General features: G+C 74.1%; 21 protein-coding genes. 7 read left to right on the forward strand and 14 right to left on the reverse strand.

Annotated elements, in window-relative coordinates; translation table 11 throughout:
* Positions 1-213 precede the first annotated feature (213 nt).
* The gene (locus AB7J25_RS20060; protein ID WP_428511116.1) at positions 214-1248 is read left to right on the forward strand and encodes a LysR substrate-binding domain-containing protein; all 1035 of its coding nucleotides are present in this window, start codon (positions 214-216) and stop codon (positions 1246-1248) included.
* Here AB7J25_RS20060 and AB7J25_RS20065 read toward each other — a convergent pair.
* Positions 1139-1699 carry a hypothetical protein gene (locus tag AB7J25_RS20065; RefSeq protein ID WP_428511117.1) on the reverse strand — a complete coding sequence of 187 codons (561 nt, stop codon included), beginning with the start codon at positions 1697-1699 and terminating at the stop codon, positions 1139-1141. The genes AB7J25_RS20060 and AB7J25_RS20065 overlap by 110 nt on opposite strands.
* 208 nt (positions 1700-1907) lie before the next feature.
* On the opposite strand from AB7J25_RS20065, the gene AB7J25_RS20070 reads away from it, so the two are divergent.
* From AB7J25_RS20070 to AB7J25_RS20090, 5 genes are read left to right on the forward strand one after another with little or no spacing between them, the layout of a single operon-like run.
* Entirely contained in the window at positions 1908-3374 is a 1467-nt protein-coding gene (locus tag AB7J25_RS20070) for a YHS domain-containing protein (RefSeq protein WP_428511118.1), read from the forward strand.
* A gap of 13 nt (positions 3375-3387) precedes the next feature.
* Positions 3388-3645, forward strand: a complete 258-nt coding sequence (locus tag AB7J25_RS20075) for a toluene-4-monooxygenase system B family protein (RefSeq protein WP_428511119.1) — start codon at positions 3388-3390, stop codon at positions 3643-3645.
* The gene (locus AB7J25_RS20080; protein WP_428511120.1) at positions 3642-4016 is read left to right on the forward strand and encodes a Rieske 2Fe-2S domain-containing protein; all 375 of its coding nucleotides are present in this window, start codon (positions 3642-3644) and stop codon (positions 4014-4016) included. The genes AB7J25_RS20075 and AB7J25_RS20080 overlap by 4 nt, the downstream gene beginning before the upstream one ends.
* On the forward strand, positions 4013-4354 hold the full coding sequence (locus AB7J25_RS20085) for an MmoB/DmpM family protein (protein ID WP_428511121.1): 342 nt from the start codon (positions 4013-4015) through the stop codon (positions 4352-4354). The genes AB7J25_RS20080 and AB7J25_RS20085 overlap by 4 nt, the downstream gene beginning before the upstream one ends.
* Complete coding sequence (locus AB7J25_RS20090) at positions 4351-5376, forward strand: toluene hydroxylase (RefSeq protein ID WP_428511122.1); 1026 nt, start codon at positions 4351-4353, stop codon at positions 5374-5376. Before AB7J25_RS20085 ends, AB7J25_RS20090 begins: the two co-directional genes overlap by 4 nt.
* A 16-nt stretch (positions 5377-5392) precedes the next feature.
* Here AB7J25_RS20090 and AB7J25_RS20095 read toward each other — a convergent pair whose 3' ends face one another.
* From AB7J25_RS20095 to AB7J25_RS20110, 4 genes are read right to left on the reverse strand one after another with little or no spacing between them, the layout of a single operon-like run.
* Positions 5393-6340: an HAD family hydrolase gene (locus AB7J25_RS20095; protein WP_428511123.1), complete on the reverse strand. Its 948-nt coding sequence runs from the start codon at positions 6338-6340 to the stop codon at positions 5393-5395.
* Between the two features lie 20 nt (positions 6341-6360).
* Positions 6361-7311 (reverse strand): formylglycine-generating enzyme family protein, encoded by a 951-nt coding sequence (locus tag AB7J25_RS20100; RefSeq protein ID WP_428511124.1) that lies wholly within the window; start codon positions 7309-7311, stop codon positions 6361-6363.
* The gene (locus AB7J25_RS20105; RefSeq protein WP_428511125.1) at positions 7308-8807 is read right to left on the reverse strand and encodes an arylsulfatase; all 1500 of its coding nucleotides are present in this window, start codon (positions 8805-8807) and stop codon (positions 7308-7310) included. The genes AB7J25_RS20100 and AB7J25_RS20105 overlap by 4 nt, the downstream gene beginning before the upstream one ends.
* Before the next feature lie 34 nt (positions 8808-8841).
* Positions 8842-9054: a hypothetical protein gene (locus tag AB7J25_RS20110; protein WP_428511126.1), complete on the reverse strand. Its 213-nt coding sequence runs from the start codon at positions 9052-9054 to the stop codon at positions 8842-8844.
* 352 nt (positions 9055-9406) lie between these two features.
* Here AB7J25_RS20110 and AB7J25_RS20115 point away from each other — a divergent pair, with 352 nt between their 5' ends.
* Positions 9407-12079: a LuxR C-terminal-related transcriptional regulator gene (locus AB7J25_RS20115; protein WP_428511127.1), complete on the forward strand. Its 2673-nt coding sequence runs from the start codon at positions 9407-9409 to the stop codon at positions 12077-12079.
* A gap of 37 nt (positions 12080-12116) precedes the next feature.
* Here the strand turns inward: AB7J25_RS20115 and AB7J25_RS20120 are convergent, their stop codons facing one another.
* From AB7J25_RS20120 to AB7J25_RS20160, 9 genes are all read right to left on the reverse strand, one after another.
* Positions 12117-12449 carry a DUF202 domain-containing protein gene (locus tag AB7J25_RS20120; RefSeq protein WP_428511128.1) on the reverse strand — a complete coding sequence of 111 codons (333 nt, stop codon included), beginning with the start codon at positions 12447-12449 and terminating at the stop codon, positions 12117-12119.
* A gap of 3 nt (positions 12450-12452) precedes the next feature.
* The gene (locus AB7J25_RS20125; protein ID WP_428511129.1) at positions 12453-12788 is read right to left on the reverse strand and encodes a YidH family protein; all 336 of its coding nucleotides are present in this window, start codon (positions 12786-12788) and stop codon (positions 12453-12455) included.
* A 63-nt stretch (positions 12789-12851) separates the two neighbouring features.
* Positions 12852-13895 carry an LLM class flavin-dependent oxidoreductase gene (locus tag AB7J25_RS20130; protein ID WP_428511130.1) on the reverse strand — a complete coding sequence of 348 codons (1044 nt, stop codon included), beginning with the start codon at positions 13893-13895 and terminating at the stop codon, positions 12852-12854.
* Between the two features lie 66 nt (positions 13896-13961).
* A complete protein-coding gene (locus tag AB7J25_RS20135) occupies positions 13962-15200 on the reverse strand; it encodes an alpha/beta hydrolase (RefSeq protein WP_428511131.1) in 1239 nt (412 codons plus the stop codon).
* A complete protein-coding gene (locus tag AB7J25_RS20140; protein ID WP_428511132.1) occupies positions 15197-15445 on the reverse strand; it encodes a hypothetical protein in 249 nt (82 codons plus the stop codon). The genes AB7J25_RS20135 and AB7J25_RS20140 overlap by 4 nt, the downstream gene beginning before the upstream one ends.
* Entirely contained in the window at positions 15442-16077 is a 636-nt protein-coding gene (locus tag AB7J25_RS20145; RefSeq protein ID WP_428511133.1) for a VOC family protein, read from the reverse strand. The genes AB7J25_RS20140 and AB7J25_RS20145 overlap by 4 nt, the downstream gene beginning before the upstream one ends.
* Before the next feature lie 89 nt (positions 16078-16166).
* Complete coding sequence (locus AB7J25_RS20150) at positions 16167-16922, reverse strand: TetR/AcrR family transcriptional regulator (RefSeq protein WP_428511134.1); 756 nt, start codon at positions 16920-16922, stop codon at positions 16167-16169.
* A gap of 11 nt (positions 16923-16933) precedes the next feature.
* Positions 16934-18571: a (2,3-dihydroxybenzoyl)adenylate synthase gene (locus AB7J25_RS20155; RefSeq protein ID WP_428511135.1), complete on the reverse strand. Its 1638-nt coding sequence runs from the start codon at positions 18569-18571 to the stop codon at positions 16934-16936.
* Positions 18568-20103 carry an FAD-dependent monooxygenase gene (locus AB7J25_RS20160; protein ID WP_428511136.1) on the reverse strand — a complete coding sequence of 512 codons (1536 nt, stop codon included), beginning with the start codon at positions 20101-20103 and terminating at the stop codon, positions 18568-18570. The genes AB7J25_RS20155 and AB7J25_RS20160 overlap by 4 nt, the downstream gene beginning before the upstream one ends.
* Between the last annotated feature and the right edge of the window lies 1 nt (position 20104).

The following is a 20104-nucleotide window of genomic DNA, read 5'->3' on the forward strand; positions in this document are numbered from 1 at the left end:
GCCGGAACGGCCCGCCCGACGTGGGGCGCAGGTCCAGCGGGTAGTAGTCGGCGGACAGCTGGTGGCGTGCGTGGTCGACGTCCCGCGTCACGAACTCCCGGGAGACGTCCGCGGCGACGACCTCCCGGGGGCGGGCCCGAGGCACGTGGCTCATCGTCGCGCATCGGGATCCGCCGGGCAACGCGCCACCGGGCGAGCGGGAAGGGGACGGTCGTGGAACTGCGCAGGCTGAGGTACTTCGTCACCGTCGCCGAGGAGCTGCACTTCGGCCGGGCGGCAGAGCGCCTGCACATGGCGCAGTCGCCGCTCAGCCGCCAGATCCAGCATCTCGAACGGGAGCTGCGGACGCCGCTGTTCCGGCGCACGACCCGCAGCGTGCACCTCACCCCGGCCGGGGTGGAGCTGCTGGACCGGGCCCGGCGGCTGCTCGCGGAGGCCGAGGACACCGTGCGCGCCGTCCGCGACGCCGACCGCGACGCCGCGCCCGTCCGGCTGGGGTTCACCCCCAGCGCGGCGAACGCCGTCCTGCACACGGTGCTGCGCTCGGTGCGCCGCGAGACCGGGCGGCTGCCCGTCGACGTCCGCAGCGACCAGCTGACCCCCGCGCAGCTCGGCGCGATCACCGGCGGCCTGATCGACGTCGCGTTCGTCGTCCGGCCCCGCGCGCCGTTCCCGGACGGCCTCGAGGTCCGCGTGGTCCGCACCGAGCCGCTCGCCGTCGTCCTGCCCGACGGTCACCGGCTCGCGGACGCGGAGTCGGTGCGGCTCGCCGATCTCGCCGACGAGGACGTCGTCGCGTTCTCCGCCGCTGCCGGCTCCGCGCTGCGCGCGCTCCTCGACGCGTCCTGCCTCGCCAGGGGCTTCCGGCCGCGGGTCGTCCACGAGGCCCGCAGCACGGCCACCCTGCTCGGGCTGGTGGCGGCGGGCGTCGGCTGCACCGTCCTGCCGCTCGCGGCGCGGGAGGGCGCTGCCGCGGGGGTGACCGTGCGGCCGTTCGCCGACGGGATCGACGTCGAGATCGCCATGGTGTGGCGCCGCGGCGAGCCGCGGCGCAACGTCCTCACCGTCGTCGAGGCCGTCCTGCGCGGGATCGCGACGGACGGCGCGGCGGACACCGTGACGGACACCGACGACCCGCTCAGCCCCCGTGAACGCCCGTGGCCGGGTCCGATCCGGATGGCCGCCGTGCCGGGTCGGACCAGGGCCGGCCTCGCGCCCGCCAGCGCGCACCCCATGCCTCGAACGTGACGGGCGGGCTCCCGTCGGCGGGGTCGTCGTCGAGACCGAAGCCGTAGCCGCAGCACGGGCACCGCGTCCCCGAGGGATCGCCGAACGCCACGGCGTAGGGCGGCACGAGCGGCGCGGCCCCGTCCTGCGGCAGCCCCTCGAAAGCCAGGTACGGCGGACCGTCGAGACCGTCGAAGCCGCACGCCGGGCACGTCCGCGCCGCACGGGCGGCCGCGCGCAGGGCGCGCAGGCGTGCCGCCGCGGACCCGAGCCGCGCGAGCTCGGGCGAGCCGGCCCCCGCCTCCGAGAGCCGCGCGAGCGCGTCCTGCCGGTCCGGCGGGAGTCGGTGGACGACCGCGAGCGGTGGGGTCGTCCGGGCCGCCTCGACGAGCCCGGGCAGGAGGTCGAGCAGTTCCCGCCCGACCCCGGAAAGCGGTGCCGGAATGCGATAGGAAGAACCGGTCACGGTCATGGGGATATCGTCGGGAACGACCCCCACCCGGACAAGGACCCGCCATTCCGGATCTCCGCGCGCATACCGATATCCGCAGGTGGGAGGCAATTCGGACCGGTTCGGTCCGGCTACGACCGAACCGGTCCTTCTCCCGCGCGCGAGCCGATGTGATGCTGTCGGCGTGGATCGCACCACCGATCCACGCCGATCGGGAAAGGACCCATGAATGCCTCAGCTCAAGCGCGAGGAATGGTTCGACCTCGGCCGCAGACTCGACTGGACCCCGGAGTACGTGAGCCGCGAGGAGATCTTCCCCGAGTTCGCCACCGACGCCTCGGCGCTGCCCCCGGCCGCCTGGGAGGCGTGGGACGAGCCGTACAAGGTGTCGTTCCGCGAGTACGTCGACATCCAGCGGCAGAAGGACGAGGGGCTCTACGGCGTGAAGACCGCCGTCGGCCGGACGCGCTACATCGAGAACGCCGATCCGCGCTGGCGGGCGATCGTCAAGGAGCACTACGGCATCGCGTCGGTGGCCGAGTACTTCGCCGGCCTCTCCGAGGCCAAGCTGGCCCGGTTCGCGCCGTCCGCGGCGTGGCGCACGGTGGCCACCCTGGGAATGCTCGACGAGATCCGCCACGGGCAGCTCCAGCTGTTCTTCCCGCACGCCTACGTCAAGCTCGACGACCAGTTCGACTGGGCGCACAAGATGTATCACACGAACGAGTGGGGGGCGATCGCCGCGCGCTCGATCTTCAGCGACCTCTTCCTCGCCGGGACGGCGGTCGACGCCGCGATCGCCGAGACGTTCGTCTTCGAGACCGCGTTCACCAACCTGCAGTTCCTCGGGATGGCGTCGGACGCGCTGAAGGCGGGCGACGTCGAGTTCTCCTCCCTGCTGCAGTCCATCCAGACCGACGAGGCCCGCCACTCCCAGCAGGGCGCCGCGGTGATCGAGGTGCTGCGCCGCCACGACCCCGACCACGCGCAGTACGTCGTCGACAAGTCGGTGTGGCGGACCTGGAAGGTGTTCGCCCTGCTCACCGGCATGGGCATGGACTACTACATGCCGCTGGAGCATCGACGGCACTCGTTCAAGGAGTTCATGCAGGATCTCGTCCTCGACCAGTTCGCCACCTACATGCTCGACTCCGGCCTGCAGCTGCCCTGGTACTGGGACCTGCTGCTGGACGAGGTGGAGAACTTCCACCACTCGATGCACCTGGGCTCCTGGACCTACCGCCCGACGCTGTGGTGGGACCCGGCGGCGGGCGTCTCGCCAGCCGAACGCGAGTGGCTGACCTCGAAGTACCCGACGTGGGAGGAGAACTGGGGCCGCAAGTGGGACGTGATCACCGCCAACGCCCGCGACGGCCGCGAGGAGCTCACCCTGCCCTCGACGCTGCCCGTGACCTGCAACATGTGCCACCTGCCGATCACGGTGTGGACCGACGACGCCCCGCCGCTGCGGGTCGTCGCGCACGGCGGGCGCGCCTACCGCTTCTGCTCCGACCCCTGCCGGTGGATCTTCGAGCGGGAGCCGGAGAAGTACGCGGGCCACGAGTCGCTCATCGACCGCTTCGTCACCGGCCAGATCCAGCCGCCGGACCTCGGCGGGGCCCTGGCCTACATGGGCATCACGCCCGAGGTCGCCGGCAAGGACGCGCTCGACTACGCCTGGGCCCGCACGGCCTGAGAAGGGACATCCGATGGGCAACCCCATGCCGGTCGTCGGGCACTTCCGCGGCGACTTCCTCTACGGCCTCGTGCTGATCGAGGACACCGACCCGATCCCCGAGGTGGCGCGCAAGTGCGCCGAGCACTCCGTCGGCCGCCGGGTCCCCGAGCGCGACGCGCCGCTGCAGGTGGAGCACGCCGGGCGGGTCCTCGACGACGCGCTCACCGCCTCCGAGGCAGGGATCCTGCCGATGGAGGAAGTGGTCGTCTCCTACGCGGTGGCGCGATGACCGGCCCGGTCACGACATCCGACGGCACCTGGCACCCGGCGGGTCCGGCCGACGACGTGTGGGAGGGCGAGATGGCCTTCCGCCGCCTCGCCGACGGGACGGCGGTGCTGCTGGTCAACCTCGACGGCACCGTGCGGGCCTTCCACGGACTATGCCCGCACCAGCAGACCTCGCTCGAGGAGGCCGACCTCGACGAGGGCGTGATCACCTGCACCGCGCACCTGTGGGAGTTCGACGCCCGCACCGGCGAGGGTGTCAACCCGACCAGCGCCTGCCTGCCGGAGTACCCCACCGAGGTCCGCGACGGGCGGCTCTACGTCCGCGCCCCCGCCACCCCCAGCACCGATGTCACGGAGGCGAGCATCCGATGAGTACCGAGACCGACACCGTGGGCACCGCCCTGGTCGGCCCGATCATGCAGGCGGGCGAGATGGCCGACCTGGTCGCCGAGGCGATCGCGCAGGACAACCCGGAGGCCGAGGTCCACCTCCGCGACGAGGGCTCCTACATCCACATCCACACGCCCGGCCGCTGCCTGCTCACCCGCCACACCCTGAGCGAGCTCGCCGGGCGGCCCGTGCGCATCGGCGACGTCGAGCCCCACATGGCCTTCTTCGCCGGGCACATCGCCACCAGCACCGACGAGATCGTCTGGCGGTCCCGGCAGGACGCCGCCCGCCCCACCGGGAAGGAGAGCACGCCGCGATGAGCGCACCCACCCGCAGGCGGCGCAGCTGGAGTCGCTACACCGAGCGCCGCGTCCCCACCGAGTACGAGTTCGTCTCCCACGACCTGCACTGGCACTACAAGCCGGGGCAGACACCGTGGGAGATGTCCCCGGACCATGTGTGGAACCGCTGGTACATCGAGCACCGCAACGACTCGCCGCTGCAGTGCTCGGACTGGAACGCCTTCCGCGACCCCGACATGCTCGTCTACCGCACGTACGTGCGCATGCAGGACACCGCCGAGACCTACGTGGACGGCCTGATCGACGACCACGAGAGCCGCGGCAGCTACGCCGCGCTCGCGCCGCAGTGGCTCGACGCGCTCGGCCGCGGGTACACGCCCTTCCGCTACGTCGGGCACGCGCTCCTGATGGCCGCGACCTATGTGATGTCGATGGCGCCGTCGAGCTACCTCAGCAACGCGGTCGCCTTCCAGGCCGGTGACGAGCTGCGCCGCGTCCAGCGGATCGCCTACCAGGCACGACAGCTGCAGATCCACCATCCGGGTCGCGGGTTCGGCGAGGACCGGGAGCGCTGGGAGCGCGACCCGGCCTGGCAGCCGCTGCGCCGGGCCGTCGAGACCCACCTCGCCGAGCGCGACTGGGGCCGCAGCGTCGCGACGCTGTGCCTCGTGCTCAAGCCCGCCGTCGACGCGGTGTTCAACGTGCGGCTCGCGGAGGCGGCCGACGCGCACGGCGACGAGCTCACCGCGATGATGCACCGCAACCTGCAGCTGGACTCGCTGCGCAGCAGGCGGTGGTCGGCCGCACTCGCGCGCACGGCGATCACCGACCGGGCGGAGAACCGGGGATTGCTCCTGCGCTGGGCGGGCGAGGTCCGCGCCGACGTGACGGACGCGGTCGTGGACGCCTCGGCCCTACTGTCGACGCCGACGTTCGAGCTCGACCCGTCCGGCACGCGCGCGCAGGTGGACGAGGCGATCGAGGCGTCGCTGGGCGGTCTCGACGGCGAGACCGACGCCACCGGCCCGGCGGCCCGCTGAGGCGGCCGGGCGGCGGCTACCGGCCGGACGTCCCGGTGTCGGTGTCGGTGTCGGTGTCGGTGTCGGTGTCGAACACCGTCGCCCAGTCGCGGGCCATGCTGATCCGCGTCCAGCCCAGCCGCGCGGCCGTGTCGCCGACCGCCTCCGCCGCGGTGAAGGTCTCGGCCCGGCCCTCGTAGGCGTACTCGCGTTCGGCGTCGTCGTGGTCGAGCAGCAGGGCGAGCCCGGGGCCCGGCGCCGCGGTCGCCCACCGCAGGAGCTCCGCGTCGCCGGCGGAGTTGCCGGCGGCGAGGATCGGGCGGCGGCCGAGCTGGGTCTGGGCGTTGGTCACCTTCGCCGCGCCCTCGTTGGCGTCACCGACGATCCGGGCCGTGCGGCGCAGCACGACCGTGCCCCGGTCCCCGCCGGTCAGCCGGTAGCCGACGGAGGTCCCGACGACCCGGTCCGGGGGTACGCCGTAGAGCTCGCCGCTGATCGCGCGCAGGAACTCCGCGCCGCCGCCGGTGACGATCCCGACCGTGAAACCGTCGGCGCGCAGCAGCTCGATCAGCTCGCGCATCGGCCGGTACCCGAGCGACCGCACGGGGCGGCCCGAGGCGTGCACGGCCGTGGCCATCCACCCCCGCACGCGCCCCGCGAACTCCTCCGGGGTGAGCCCGGTGAAGAGCCCCGCCAGCGCCACCGCGATCCGGGCGAGCCCGATCGACGCGATCGCCTCCCGGCGGGCCTCGAGGACGGCGGCGAACTCCGGCTGCTGCGCGATCGACGGGTCCTCGGTGGCCCGCTGCCGCAGCTGGTCGACCAGGAAATCCCACTGCACGTAGCTCGGCCGCTCGCACCACAGCGTGCCGTCGTTGTCGAAGTAGGCGACCCGCTGCTCGACCGGCACGTCACGGGCGGCGGCCAGGAACTCCAGCACGGCAGTGCGGGTCGGCCCCGCCCGCCACGACGGCAGCACGTCCATGCCCTCTCACCTCGGCCCTCTCACCTCGGCCCCGCACGGTCCCACACGCAGCGGAAGCCGATGTGGCTCATCCCGGTGTCGATCTGCTGTGGCCGGCGCGCGGCCGGGCGGTAGCGCAGGCAGTAGGTGTCGGCGCACAGGTGCGACCCGCCCTTGATCACCTTGCGGGGGATCGGGAACTGCGGCTGCGCCGGGTCGTAGCTGCCGTGGACGTCCCCGCCGCGCGGGTTGCGCGGGGTGCAGCACGGGGTGCCCGCCCGCGCCGGGTGCTGCGTGGTCCACCAGTCGTCGGTCCACTCCCAGACGTTGCCCGCCATGTCGTACAGGCCGTAGCCGTTGGGCGGGAAGCTGCCGACCGGCGCGGTGCGGGTCCAGCCCGACTCGCCGGTCAACCGCCACGGGAAGTCCGGCCCGTCCCAGGTGTCGGCCATGATCCGGCCCCCGGGGCGGGGCTCGTCACCCCAGGTGAACGCGGCCCCGGAGAGGCCCCCGCGGGCAGCGAACTCCCACTGCGCCTCGGTCGGCAGGGCGGCGCCGACCCACGCCGCGTAGGCCGCTGCGTCCTCGTGCGCGACGTGCACGACCGGGTGCTCGGCACGGTCCGCGAGGTGGGACCGCGGTCCCTCGGGGCGCCGCCAGCACGCCCCGGGGACCCAGCGCCACCACTGGCTCAGGTGGCGCAGGTCCACCGGCCCGGCGGTCGGGGTGAACACCATCGAGCCCGGCTGGAGGTTCTCCGCGGGCGCCCCGGGGAAGTCCGCGGGATCGAGCGGGCGCTCCGCGACCGTCCGGTAGCCGGTGGCCGCCACGAACGCCGCGAACTCCCGGTTGGTGATCGGGCAGGCGTCGATCGCGAACGGGTCCACCTCCACCCGGTGCGCGGGTGCCTCCTCGGGGTAGTGGTCGTCCGAACCCATGAGGAACGGGCCACCCGCCAGGTCGACCACCCGAACCGCCGAGGGTGCGGTCATCGGCTCGCCGCGCCCGCCTGCAGCTTCGCGAGCACCTGGTCGATGCTGAAGCTGGCCGGGGTCTGGCGGGGTGGGAAGCCGTCGAAGGTGCTGAGCATCCTGGCCACGTAGGCCTGCGCCGGAACCAGCAGCCACACCCGGTCGATCAGCCAGTCGAAGTAGGTGTTCGACGTGATGTCCGCCCGCTCGAACGGGTCGGTCCGCAGGTTGAACAGCTTCGGGACCCGCAGCTCCACGTAGGGCTCCATCCACACGCCCAGCGTGCCCGGCGCCCGCTGCTCGAGGAAGACGAACTTCCAGTTGTCGAAGCGCATGGCCGTGAGGTCGCCGTCGTCGGAGACGTAGAAGAAGTGCCGCCGCGGGCTCTGGTCGCTCTCGCCGGTGAGGTAGGGCAGCAGGTCGTGGCCGTCCAGGTGCACGCGGTAGGTCGTCCCGCGCAGGTCGGCGCCGGCCTTCAGCTGCTCGGCGATGTCGGGCACGCCCGCCGCGGCGAGCAGCGTCACGAACCAGTCGGTGTGGGCGACGATGCCGTTGCACACCTGGCCGCCCGGGATGCGCGCGGGCCAGCGCACCATCGCGGGCACCCGGTAGGCACCCTCCCAGTTCGAGTTCTTCTCGTTGCGGAACGGGGTCATGCCGGCATCCGGCCAGCTGTTCATGTGCGGGCCGTTGTCCGTGGAGTAGATGACGATCGTGTTCTCGGCGATCCCCTGCTCGTCCAGGAAGGTCAGCAGGTCCCCGACGATGTCGTCGTGGTAGAGCATGGCGTCGTGGTAGGGCGACTGCCACCGCCCGGCCCGCCCGAGGTCCTGCGGCCGGGTGTGCGTCCGGAAATGCATGTGCGTGGAGTTGAACCACACGAAGAACGGCGTGTCCTCGGCGATCTTGCGGCTCATGAAGTCGACCGCGGCGTCGCGGAACTCCTCGTCGCAGGTCTCCATGCGCTTGCGGGTGAGCGGGCCGGTGTCCTCGATCTCCTGCCCCCCGTCCGGAAACGCCCGGGAACGGATGACCCCCCGCGGCCCGAACCGCGCGCGGAACCCGGGGAACTCCTCCTCGGTCGGGTAGTCCGGGTGCTCGGGCTCCTCCTCGGCGTTGAGGTGGTAGAGGTTGCCGAAGAACTCGTCGAAGCCGTGCAGGGTCGGCAGGAACTCGTCGCGGTCGCCGAGGTGGTTCTTGCCGAACTGCCCGGTGGCGTAGCCGTGTGCCCTGAGCGCGGTGGCGATCGTCGGGTCCTCGGCGCGCAGGCCGACGTCGGCGCCGGGCATGCCGACCTTGGTCAGGCCGGTGCGGTAGGGGTTCTGCCCGGTGATGAACGCGGCACGGCCCGCCGTGCAGCTCTGCTCGCCGTAGGAGTCGGTGAACCGCACGCCCTCCGCGCCGATCCGGTCGATGTTTCGGGTGCGGTAGCCCATCAACCCGTCGGAGTAGCAGGACAGGTTGGTGATGCCGATGTCGTCGCCCCAGATGACGAGGATGTTCGGCTGGTCGGGCAACTCTCCTCCAAGGTCCGTGAACGGCATGCGGGGATCAGTCCGGTAGCCGGCGCATCTCCACCACCGCGATGGCGAGCTCGGCGAACCGCTCCAGCAGGCCCTGCAGGTGGGCCTGGTCCCGGACGTATCCGAAGAGGATGGTCCCGCCGACCGGGCCGGGCGTCACGGTCAGCTCGGGGAACGCGCCTGCGGCGGCCGCGGTGAGCTCCCCCGGGACGAGGAACTCGTAACGCGCGCCGTCACACATGCCTGCGGTCCCCTGCCCACCGACCACGACCCGACCCTCCGCTCGCGGCGCCGGACACCACCGTCCGGGCGCACCGCGACATCGTCGGCCGGCGATCCCGAAGGCGCCTCACCCCAACGAGTATTAGGTGCCGTCCGCCCTGACGCAGGGTTAGCATCGGCCTGCCGATCAGCGACGGACGTTCCGGTGGAAAGCCATTCTCCGCGGGTGAAGACGGCACGGTGAGGGTGAAGCAGCGCAGTGAAGGCGGCGCAGTGAAGGCAGCGCAGTGAAGGCAGCGCAGTGAAGGCAGCGCAGTGAAGGCAGCGCAGTGAAGGCAGCGCAGTGAAGGCAGCGCAGTGAAGGCAGCGCAGTGACGACACGAGCGGTCCGCGACACCCCCGCCGTCGCACGGCACGGTGCGCCGCACCTGGCGGCGACCCTGCTCCCCCGCCCGCGGCTCGTCGGGCGGATGCTCGCCGAGCCGCGCCCGCCCGTGGTGGTGGTCAGCGCACCGGCGGGCTGGGGCAAGACCATCCTCGCGGCGCAGGCCGCGGCCGCGCTGGCGGACGCGGGCAGCCCCGTCGCCTGGGTGACCGTCACCCCGTCCGACGACGCGCACGCGCTGTGGACCAACGTGATCGGGGCGATCCGGTCCGCCGTGCCCGAGATCGCGGCGCCGCTGGCCGAGATCGACGTGCTGACCACCCCCGCGGGCCTGGCCGGAACGGTCGACCGGTTGCTCGCGATCGTCGGGACCGACGGCGGCGGCGTCACCCTCGTCCTCGACGACGTCCACCGGATCCGCGACGCGGACGCCATGGGCACCCTCGAACGGTGCGTCGAGCTGCTGCCGGAGAACCTGCGGCTGCTGATGACAGCCCGGCACGACCCGCACCTGCCCCTGCACCGGTGGCGGATGAACGACGTGCTCACCGACCTGCGCGCGGCGGACCTCGCGGCCACCGACGCGGAGGCGAGCGCACTGTTCGACCGGCTCGGGCTCGCTCTCGGCCCTGACGACGTCGCCGTCCTGCAGGCCAGGACCGAGGGCTGGATCGGCGGCCTGCGCCTCGCCTCGCGGGCCATCCTCGCCGCGGACGACCCCCGGTCGGTGATCGGCGAGATCACCGGGACGACCCGCGCCGGTGGCCTCGCCGCCTACCTCATCGAGCAGGTCCTCGCCGACCTGGACGAGCCGGCCCGCACCTTCCTCGGCGACATCAGCATCCTGGAGAGCGTGCCCGTCGAGCTGGCCGTGCGGTGCAGCGGCCGCGCCGACGCGCTCGGCCTGCTGCGCGAGCTGAGCGCCACGACCGGGTTCGTCTCGCCGGTCGACGCCGAGGAGTCCGAGTTCCGCTGCCACCAGCTGCTGGCCGCCGCGGCGCGCCGCCAGATCACCGAGGAGGACCCGGGACGCTCCGGCAGGCTGCACGCGACCGCCGCCGCCTGGTACGCGGGCCGCGGCCAGGTCCTCGAGGCGGTCCGCCACGCGGTCGCGGCAGGCGACGTGCCGCTCACCCGGGAGCTGCTGGTCGGCCACATCGCCCGGCTGTCGGTCATCGGGCGCGTCCCCGCGATCCGCGCGCTGCTGCGCACCGCCCCGCCCACGCTGCTGCGCGAGGATCCGACGCTCGCCGCCGTCGACCTCGCGACGCGCGCGTGGGCGGGCGACTTCACCACGATCGACGAGGTCGCCCCGGCTCTCGAGGCCGCCGCCGCCGAAGAGGCCGACCCGGCCCGCGCCGCGTGGATGTCCTTCGCTGCCACGCTGGCGCCGGTTGCGCGCGATCGCGTCCGCGGCGACTACGGCGTCATCCCGGACCGGATCGCGCGCACCGAACGGCTGCTCGCCCGGTTCGACCTTCCCGGGCAGGTGCACTGGGAGGCCGTGATGGCGAGCAACGCGGGCATGGCCGCGCTCTGGTCGGGCGACGTCGACGAGGCGATCCGACTGCTGGGCCGCGGGGCCGCCACCACCCGGCAGATCGGCTCGTCGTTGCCGGCCCTGAACTGCCTCGGCCTCGCGGGCTGGCCGGACCTGCTCGACGGGCGGCTGGTCGCGGCCGACGCCCGGGCGGCCGAGGCCGTCGCGCTCGCCGAGCGGCACGGCTGGACGACGACGTACCAGGCGGCCGCCGCGTACGCCTGCCGGGCCGCGGTCGCGGTGGAGCGGGCCGATCCGGACACGGCCGAACAGCACCTCGTCCGCGCCCGGGCCGCCGCGCGGCCGTTCGACGAGCTGGCCGTCGCCGTGGCGGTCGGGTGGACGGCGGCACGCGTGCTCACCGCCCGCGGTCAGCCTGGCGAGGCCCTGGCCACGGTGCGCACGCTGCGCCTTGACCCCCGCACCACACCGACGACGCCGCTGCTGGACGCGCTGCTCGTCGAAGCCGAGGCGGAGGCGACCGCCGCGACCGGCGACCTCGACGGCGCTGCGGCGCGGATCGCCGAGGGCGCCCTGTGCCCGCCGTGCGCCGTCGCCGTCTACCGGGGTCGGGCCGCGGTGGCCGCGGGCGACCCGCTCACGGCGATGCGCCAGCTCGGCGCGCCGGACGCGCGGCCAGCGCCCGGCAGGCTGCTCACCGTGGAGGTCCGCAGGCTGCTCTGGACGGCACGGGCCTGCCAGCTGGTGGGCCGCCGGGAGCGCGCGCTGCACGCCACCAGGGAAGCCCTGGACCTCACCGGGCAGCACGGCTTCGGCGCACCCTGGCGCGAGCTCGGGCGCCACGCCCGCCCGCTGCTCACCCTGCTCGAACCGGGCGAGAACGGCCGCAGGGCGGCGACGATCGCGACTCTGCTCGCCGCGCTGCCCGCGAGGGAGCCCGCCGACCCGGTCGACGGCAACGGGGTGCCCCGGCTGACCCCGCGGGAGCGGGACCTGGTCGTGTTGCTGCCGACCCGGATGACCAACGACGAGATCGCCACGATGCTGCACCTGAGCACGAACACGATCAAGACGCACCTGCGCTCGCTGTACCGCAAGCTCGGGGTGGACTCCCGCGACGCCGCGATCGCGCGCGCCGAGCAGGCCGGGATGCTGTAGCCCCGTCCGAGCCACCCGGCCGCGCGGGACCGGATGGTCAGCGGTCGACGGGGCCGAGCACCGCCGCCGCGGCGAGCACGCCGATCGCGGCCACCACGGCACCGCCGGTCGCGACCGTCCCGAACGGCACCGGGCGCGGGCCGTCGAGGGCCCGGCCGATCGCGCGCGACCTGCGGGCACCGACGCCGACCAGCACGACGGCGCCGAGGACCGCGGCCACCACCGAGAGCGGCGCGAGGAGGTCCGCTACGCCCAGCTGCCGCAGGAGCAGCAGGCCGCCGTTGGCCAGCACGCCCAGCGCGGTCCGGTCCCAGGCGAGCACCGTCCGATCGCGCTGCGACTCCGGCAGGTCGGAGCGGTCGGCCGTCATGGGTCAGCCGGCCGTCACGACCAGCAGCGCCACCGCGACCGCGATCAGCCCGAGCGCCGAGGCGAGCAGCACCGGGAGCCGGCTGCGGGGCAGGGGTTCGTCGCGTTCCATCGCGATCTGCACCCGTCGCCAGCGCAGGACCGCGGCGACGGCGACGATCACGCCGAGCAGCGCGAGGGCCGCGGCGAGTGCCTGCCGAGTGCCCGGCGGCCCGAACTCCGGCACGATCGACACGACCGCGAGCGCCCCCGCGTCCAGCGCGAGCGACGTGCGCAGCCAGGCGAGGAACGTGCGCTCGTTGGCGAGGGTGAACCGGTAGTCCGGTGCCCCGCCCGTCATCGGGCCGCCGTCGCCGTGCGCACGAGCGGCGAGGCTACCCGTTGCGGGCGGCCGCACCGCCCGCTACACCCGGGCGGCCTCCAGGAACCGCTCCAGCTCCCGGCGGGTGTCCGGCCCGCACGGCTGGAACACGATCTCGGTGACGCCGCGCTCCCCCAGGTCGCCGACCCGTCGGCGGATCTCGTCGCGCGTGCCGGACAGCGTCACGTCCGGGAGCATCGCGTGCCCGCCCGCGTCCCACGCGGCCCGGTCCGCCTCGTTCAGCTCGACGCAGTGGCCCACGTGCACGGACAGGTGGCGCAGCTCCTGCGGTGCCTTCTCCACGACGTCCATCCACTCGGGCCCGCCGACGAGCCCGCGCACGGCATCGGGACCGCCGAACTCGTACGCGCCGTGGTAGGCCAGCGCCCAACCGGGACCACCCGCGGCGCGGACGCGCGCGGAGTCCGCCGGCTCGTCCTCGTCGAGGACCGTGCCCCAGGCCAGGTAGGGCACCCACGGGTACGCGGTGGCGAAGTCGGGCAGCGCCAGGGTGATGTAGAGGCCGTCGCCCAGCTCGCGGGCGACCTCGTCACCCTTCGGCCCGAGCGCCCCGATCAGGATGGGGACGTCGACGGGGCGGGCGGGTGAGTGCCCGTCGGGGTGCAGCATCTGCATCTGCACGCCCTCCCACTCCACCACCTCGCCGCGCAGCAGGCCCCGGTACGCGCGGATGTAGGCCCGCATGTGGGACCACGGGATCGCCCGGTACCCCATGGCGCGCCTGCCGCTGAACCCGGTGCCGAAGGAGACGGCGACCCGGCCGGGAGCGAGGGCGGCGAGGTGGGCGGTCGCCGAGGCGTTGACCATCGGGTGGCGCAGGCTCGGCACCAGGACGCCGGGGCCGAGCCCGATCCGCTCGGTGCGCTCCGCGGCCAGCGCGAGGGTCATCCAGACATCCGGGCTCTGCTGGGGCGTGTCGTAGATCCAGGCCCGGTCGTAGCCGAGCTGCTCGGCCAGCGCGATGTCGTCGGGTGAGCGCAGAGCGGTGGGGAAGGCGCAGGACACCTCCATGAGGACCTCCGTACGGTCGCCGTTGACGTCGGGAGTGCCTGGCAGCCTCACCACGCGGCGCCGACGCTGTCAAGGCGGGTGCAGCGCATCGGGACGTCGCGTGCCGCGACTGGACGACGATCAGGCGGGCGGGGCCAGCTCGTGGCGCTTGGCGAGCCACTCGAGGATCTCGGCGGCGGCCAGCTCGTTGCCCGTGGGCTCGCCCTCGGCGATCGGCGCGCCGAAGTGCAGGCCGCGGACCGTCGACGTGGTGAGGTCCGCCGCGCCGAGGGCGTCGATCATGGCTCGGGTGTCGGCGGGGAAGGCCGCCTGGTCGCCGGTGAGCTCGACGAGCAGCGTCGGGACCGTGACGCCGGGTGCGCACCGCACGAAACCCGCGTTCGAGCTGAGCCCCGACCAGGTCGAGAGCCACGCCTCGGGCGTGGTGAGGCGCCCGAAGCCGACGAGCCCGTAGTTGATGAGATCGGGTCTGCGGCCGAACAGGGAGCCGTAGGGCCGCTCGCTGGGGTCGATGGACAGGTCCACGGTGCGCGGGTCGGCGTCGGTGCGGAAGACGGTGAGGATCCGGGGCGCGATGCTGCGGCGCCGGTCCCGGGCCTCGCCGCCGGCCCGGAAGGCCTCCCGGGCCTGCCTCGCGGCGGCGAGATGGGCGCGGGCGACGGCGTCGATGCGGGCGACCCGCGCGCGCTGGGCGGCGCGGTAGCGGGCGAGGAACCCGGCGTCGTAGGTCGAGGGGGCAGGCGGCTCGGCGAACCCGTTCGCGGGGTCGAAGGGGTCGAGCTCGGGCACCACGGACATCGGGTCGGACTCGTCGGCCACGGACGGGTCGATGCAGGCCAGCAGCAGCTGGCCCTGCCCGGGATGGGGGGCGAGGAACACTGCGCCGTCCGCGGGCGGCAGTTCGGCCTCGCCCAGCCCGGTGGGCCGCCCGCCGGGGGTCAGAGCGATCCGGGCACCGGGCGGGAGACCGGCCTGCTCGAGGTAGAACGCGTAGAGCGGCCCGCCGCCGGAGTGCCCGAGGACGACGACCGAGGAGAACCGCTCGCGCACGAACGCCATCCCGGCGGCGACGTCGAGCAGCGCCTGCTCGTGGACCAGGGTGAGGTCGTTGTTCACCGAACGGGTGGTCTGGGTCCACACCGCCGCTCCCGCGGCGAGCAGCTCCGGGACGAGCGGGTGGTGGGTGAGGTCCTGGCGCGGGTGCATCAGGCACACGACGGTGCGCGCGCCCGGCACGGTGGCGAGCACGCCGCGCACGGTGGCGCCGTCGGCGGTGGTGAGCTCGTGCGCCGAGGTGGTGGTGGCCGCGGGTCGCTCCCCGGCCGCGACGTGGCGGCCCGCGCCGAGCCCGCGGCTCACGACGGCTCCACCCGCAGCGCGTCCTTGTCGTGCTGGACGATGCGGCCGCCGCGGGCGACCCCGCCCACGGCGGAGTACCAGACGGCGTGGCGGCAGCCGGTGGCGCGGCGGTCGATCACGATCGACCCGTCGGCGGTGATCGCGAAGTAGGGCCCGATCCGCCCGACCGTGACCGCGGGGTCGCGGGCGGCGACCGTGGCCAGCGGCGTGTTCTCGGGGACGTCGAGGACGTAGAGCGTGGTCACCGCGGGTCACCGCTCCCGGCGAGCTCCCACGCCGCGGCGCGCTCGACGATCAGCTCGGCCTTGCGGGCGAGGAGCTGGCCGTAGGTGGGCTCGGGCCCGGCGACGACGTCGAGGAGGGCGTCGATGGTGAGGTTCGCGTCGAGGTCCTCCTGCGGCGTGACGGGCCGCATCGGGCGGGTGAGCTCGACCATGTAGCCGTTGGGGTCGTGGGTGTAGATCGACTCGATGGTCTCGTGGCGGATCTGCATCTCGACGGGCCAGTCGCTCGCGTCGAGCCGCCGCCGGTACTCCAGCAGGTCCGCCTCGCTCTCGACATGGATCGCGAGATGGCGGCTGCGGACGAAGAACTCGGGGACGTCCGGGCCGAAACCCGCGTAGGCGTCGCCGCGCTCGCGGGCGTGCACGGGCTGCAGGCCGAAGTAGTAGAAGAACGCGATCCGGTCGCCCGAGCCGATGTCGAAGAAGAAGTGGACGAAGTCGGGGTGGTCCTCGGGGCCCCAGCCGGCCGCGCAGATCGAGTGCACGACGGGGAAGCCGAGGACGTCCCGGTAGAACCGCACGGTCCCGGCCGGGTCGAAGGTCGGGAACGCCGCGTGGTCGACCCCCTGCACCCGGTGGTCCAGCTCGGCCATGGGTCCGCCTCCTCGCGTGTCGGTGGGGCGACGTCCACGCTACGCGTGGCTCAACGAGTACGTCAACAGTTTGACGTATGTGACAAATCTCAGAGGTCGAGGAGGCGTTCCAGGTGGTCGAGGTCCTGGCGCAGCATCTTCAGCGCGGCGGCGGGCCCCTCGCCGTCGAGCGCCCGGTCGCCGTCGCGGGACAGGCCCGCCACCGCCATGTCGGCGAGCTGCTCGGCCACCGCATCCGGCGCGTCCCGGCCGCCGGGGTGGAACCACCAGGCCACCCAGTTGCACATGCCGAGCACGCCCAGGGCCGCCACCCGCGAGTCGACGGGCCGGAACACCCCGGCCCGCACCCCTTCCTCGACGATGGTCGCCACCGTCCGCAGCACGGCCCGGCGCGACGCGTCGTAGGCGCTCGCAAGCTCCTCGGGCAGTTCCGCCTCCGACCGGACGAGCAGGCGGAACCGCTCCGGCTGGGTGGTGCGCCGCGCGACGATCACGCCCACGACCCCGCGCAGCTTGCCGACGGGGTCCAGCCCGGGGCGGGCGAGCAGCTCCTCCAGGTCCTGCAGCGGTCCGTCGGTGACCTCCGTGACCAGCTTGGCCAGCAGCTCGTCCTTGCTGCGGACGTAGTAGTAGAGCGCGGGCCGGGTGATGCCGAGGGCGTTCGCGACGTCCTGCAGGCTCGTGCCCGCGAAGCCGCGCTCGGCGAACAGCCGGGTGGCGTGCTCGTAGATCTCGTTCTCGACGAGCTCGCGGCGTGCCGTCGTCGCGCGGGACTCCCCGCCGTCTGTCCGGGGCGGTGCCGGGTCCGCCTTCCCGCGCCTGCCGCGGGGCGAGCTGCTTGTCATGGGAGGCGATGCTAGGCCCGCACCCCGGCCCCGGGGCCGACGAGCGCGGCGATCTCGGCCTGGAGGCGCACCTTGTCGGTCTTGCCGACCTGCGTGCGCGGGATCTCGTCGCGCTGCTCGATCCGCTCGGGCCACTTGAACTTGGCCACGTCGAGCGCGGCGAAGTGTGCGCGCGCGTCGGCGAGGTCGAACGGGCCGTCGGCGACGACGTAGGCGCAGGTCCGCTCGCCGAGGCGGGGATCCGGCATGGCGACGACGGCGACCGCGACGATCCGCGGGTGGCGCAGCAGGAGCAGCTCCACCTCCTCGGCGTTGATCTTCTCCCCACCCCGGTTGATGAGGTCCTTGATCCGGCCCTCGATGCTCACGCAGCGCAGACCGTCGATCTCGCGGACCGCGGCCAGGTCGCCGGTGCGGTAGAAGCCGTCCGGGGTGAACGCGCGGGCGTTGTGCTCGGCCGCGTCGACGTAGCCGCGCAGCGTGTAGGGGCCGCGGCAGCACAGCTCCCCGATCTCCCCGTCGGGCACCTGCCCGTCACCGCCGGGTTCGAGCACGCGGATCTCGTCCAGCGGCGACAGCGGCACGCCGACGGTGGTGGCGCGGGCCTCGCGGGGGGAGCCGGGCGGCGTGGTGAGGAAGAGCCCCTCCCCCATGCCGAACAGCTGACCCGACCACAGGCCTCGCCGCTCCAGCTCGTCGAAGAGGGCGGGCGGCACCTTCGCCCCGGAAAGCACCACCTGCGTGACCGCGGCGGTGGCCGCGCCGAACCCCGGGTGGGCGGCGGCCCGGTAGTGCGCGTGCCCGAGCAGCACGTGGGTGGCCCGCTCGGCCGCCATCAACGGCAGCGAGACGTCGAGGTCCGCGGTGCCGAGGACGACGCAGGCGCCGACGCTGTGCGCCGCGTGCACGGCGCACACGATCCCCGCGTTGTGGATCACCGGGATGAGGTGCGCCACGCGGGTCGCGGGGGTCCAGCCCCAGGAGCGCGCGTAGGCGGCGGAGTTGTACCAGTACTCGGCGTGCCGGCGCGGGATCACCTTGGGCACGCCCGTGGTGCCACCGGAGAGCTGGAACACGGCCACGCCGTCCGGGTCGAGACCGCGCTGGATCCCCTCGACGGTGGCGCGGGCGGCGGCCGGATCGCCGCCCGGCGCGGCCACCAGCTCGTGGAGTACCAGCAGGTGGCGCAGCGTGGGGTGATCGCGCTGCTGCTCGGCGGCGAACGCGACGAGGTCGCCACCGCGGGCGCCCGCCTCCACCAGGTGCGCGACGGCGCCGACACGCCGGGAGATCTCGCCGATCTCGTGACCGCGGTGTGCGGCGAGGGTGCAGACGGGCACCAGCCCCGCCTTGAGCACGCCGTACCAGGCGACCACGGTGTCGAGCCGGTTCGTGACCTGGAAGAGCACCGGGTCACCGGGCAGGAGTCCCCGCGCGGTCAGGCCGGCCGCGACGAGGTCCGTGCGGGCGTCGAGCTCGCCGAACGTGATCCGGCCGTCGTGGGCCGCGACGGCATCGCGGTCGGGATGGGTGGCCGCGACGGCGTGCAGCTCGTCGGCGATCGTGCGCGTGCCCCACAGGCCCGCCTCGCGGTAGCGGCGGACGGTCTCGGCGGGGTAGTCGACGACGCGCCCGTCCCAGCGGTTCATGACTTCTCCCCGGTGAGGTGGATCAGGTCCATCCGGGCGCTGACCAGCCCGGCGGCGAGATCGTCGCGGCACCCGGCCGGGGCCTCGACGACGACGAGCCCACCGGTCTCGGCGCGCAGCCGTTCCGCGAGGTCCATGCGGGTCAGCACGGACGGCCGGTCGCCAGGGCCGGTGACCCGGCATCCCACCGCACCCGCCGCGACCGCGGCGCGGGCCGCCGCGACCAGCCCGTCCGCGTCCTCCCCCCAGGGATCGTCGACGGCGACCCGCACCTCGTGCAGGCCGTCCGGCCCGTGGGCGGCGCGGCGCGGGAAGTCCCCCGCCGGACGGCGCAGCGGGCGGTCGAGAACCCAGTCCGTGACGTCGGTCCCCGGCAGCGCGGGCGCGGTGCCCGCGTAGCCGCGCAGCGCGCCCGCGACGACGTCCGGGTGGCTGGCCGCGAACCGCGGCAGCGGCACGTTCCCCGCGCGGGTCATGTACGCGACCATCAGCTGCTCGACCGGCAGGTCCAGCCGCGACGGGAAGGACTCCCACCACAGCTGGCTGCGCCGCGCGAGCTCCTGCAGCCGCTCGACCGCCGGGCGCCGGAGCGCCTCGTAGCGGGCGGCCGCGGCGGACAGGTCCGCCTCGGCCCCGAGCGCCTCGACGAGCCCGATGGCGTCCTCCATCGCGAGCTTGGTGCCCGAGCCGATGGAGAAGTGGGCGGTGTGCGCGGCGTCGCCGAGCAGCACGGTGCGCCCGGACGTCCAGCGCGCGCAGCGGACGGTGCGAAACCGCTGCCAGCGGGTGCGGTTGCCGATCAGCGGGCGCCCGCGCAGGTGCTCGGCGAAGACGTCCTGCAGGTAGTGCAGCGAGGCGCCGTCGGTGGCGTCGGCCGGGGTCCGCGCCGTGGTCGCCGCGAACCCGGCGTGCCGCCACGTCCGCTCGTCGGTCTCGACGAGGAAGGTGCTGCGGTTGTCCGAGTACGGGTAGGCGTGCGTGACGAAGGTGCCGTGCTCGGTCCGCACCGGCGCGAAGACGGCGTCGTCGAGCGCGAAGTCCGTGCCGCACCAGAGGTAGAGCCCGCGCCCGACGTCGACGCGCGCGCCGAAGTCGCCCGCTTCCCGGGTGGCGCTGCTGACGCCGTCCGCGGCGACGACGAGGTCGGCGTCGAGCTCCTCGGCACGACGGCGCGTGCCGAACTCCAGCCGTACACCCGCCTTCTCGGCGTGGCGCTGCAGCACGGCGAGCAGCTCGGTGCGGGCGACACCGATGAGCCGGTCGTTGTGCACGCGCACGGTGCGCCGGCCGACGGTGAGGGTCATGTCGTGGCGGAACCCGGCCCCGACGAGGTCGCGCAGCGTGTCGGGATCGGCGGCCTCCAGCTTGCGCTGGGTGCCCGCGGCGAGCCCGACACCGAAGCCGAACGTCGCGTCCGGCTCGCCCTGCTCGTGGACGGTGACCTCGCAGGCCGGCTGGGCGAGCTTGAGCAGGCGCGCGGCGTAGAGCCCACCGGGCCCGCCACCGAGCACCGCGACCCTGCGCATCCGCATC

The sequence above is a fragment of the Pseudonocardia sp. genome (assembly GCF_050246655.1).
Classification (GTDB): Bacteria; Actinomycetota; Actinomycetes; order Mycobacteriales; family Pseudonocardiaceae; genus Pseudonocardia.

Excerpts from the sequence above, each read along its gene's own strand:
- AB7J25_RS20085 (WP_428511121.1), top strand. The coding sequence starts at position 4,013 with ATGAGTACCGAGACCGACACCGTGGGCACCGCCCTGGTCGGCCCGATC.
- AB7J25_RS20095 (WP_428511123.1), bottom strand. The coding sequence starts at position 6,340 with ATGGACGTGCTGCCGTCGTGGCGGGCGGGGCCGACCCGCACTGCCGTG.
- AB7J25_RS20080 (WP_428511120.1), top strand. The coding sequence starts at position 3,642 with ATGACCGGCCCGGTCACGACATCCGACGGCACCTGGCACCCGGCGGGT.
- AB7J25_RS20145 (WP_428511133.1), bottom strand. The coding sequence starts at position 16,077 with ATGGCCGAGCTGGACCACCGGGTGCAGGGGGTCGACCACGCGGCGTTC.
- AB7J25_RS20160 (WP_428511136.1), bottom strand. The coding sequence starts at position 20,103 with ATGCGGATGCGCAGGGTCGCGGTGCTCGGTGGCGGGCCCGGTGGGCTC.
- AB7J25_RS20090 (WP_428511122.1), top strand. The coding sequence starts at position 4,351 with ATGAGCGCACCCACCCGCAGGCGGCGCAGCTGGAGTCGCTACACCGAG.
- AB7J25_RS20075 (WP_428511119.1), top strand. The coding sequence starts at position 3,388 with ATGGGCAACCCCATGCCGGTCGTCGGGCACTTCCGCGGCGACTTCCTC.
- AB7J25_RS20100 (WP_428511124.1), bottom strand. The coding sequence starts at position 7,311 with ATGACCGCACCCTCGGCGGTTCGGGTGGTCGACCTGGCGGGTGGCCCG.
- AB7J25_RS20065 (WP_428511117.1), bottom strand. The coding sequence starts at position 1,699 with ATGACCGTGACCGGTTCTTCCTATCGCATTCCGGCACCGCTTTCCGGG.
- AB7J25_RS20070 (WP_428511118.1), top strand. The coding sequence starts at position 1,908 with ATGCCTCAGCTCAAGCGCGAGGAATGGTTCGACCTCGGCCGCAGACTC.
- AB7J25_RS20150 (WP_428511134.1), bottom strand. The coding sequence starts at position 16,922 with ATGACAAGCAGCTCGCCCCGCGGCAGGCGCGGGAAGGCGGACCCGGCA.
- AB7J25_RS20155 (WP_428511135.1), bottom strand. The coding sequence starts at position 18,571 with ATGAACCGCTGGGACGGGCGCGTCGTCGACTACCCCGCCGAGACCGTC.
- AB7J25_RS20125 (WP_428511129.1), bottom strand. The coding sequence starts at position 12,788 with ATGACGGGCGGGGCACCGGACTACCGGTTCACCCTCGCCAACGAGCGC.
- AB7J25_RS20110 (WP_428511126.1), bottom strand. The coding sequence starts at position 9,054 with ATGTGTGACGGCGCGCGTTACGAGTTCCTCGTCCCGGGGGAGCTCACC.
- AB7J25_RS20120 (WP_428511128.1), bottom strand. The coding sequence starts at position 12,449 with ATGACGGCCGACCGCTCCGACCTGCCGGAGTCGCAGCGCGATCGGACG.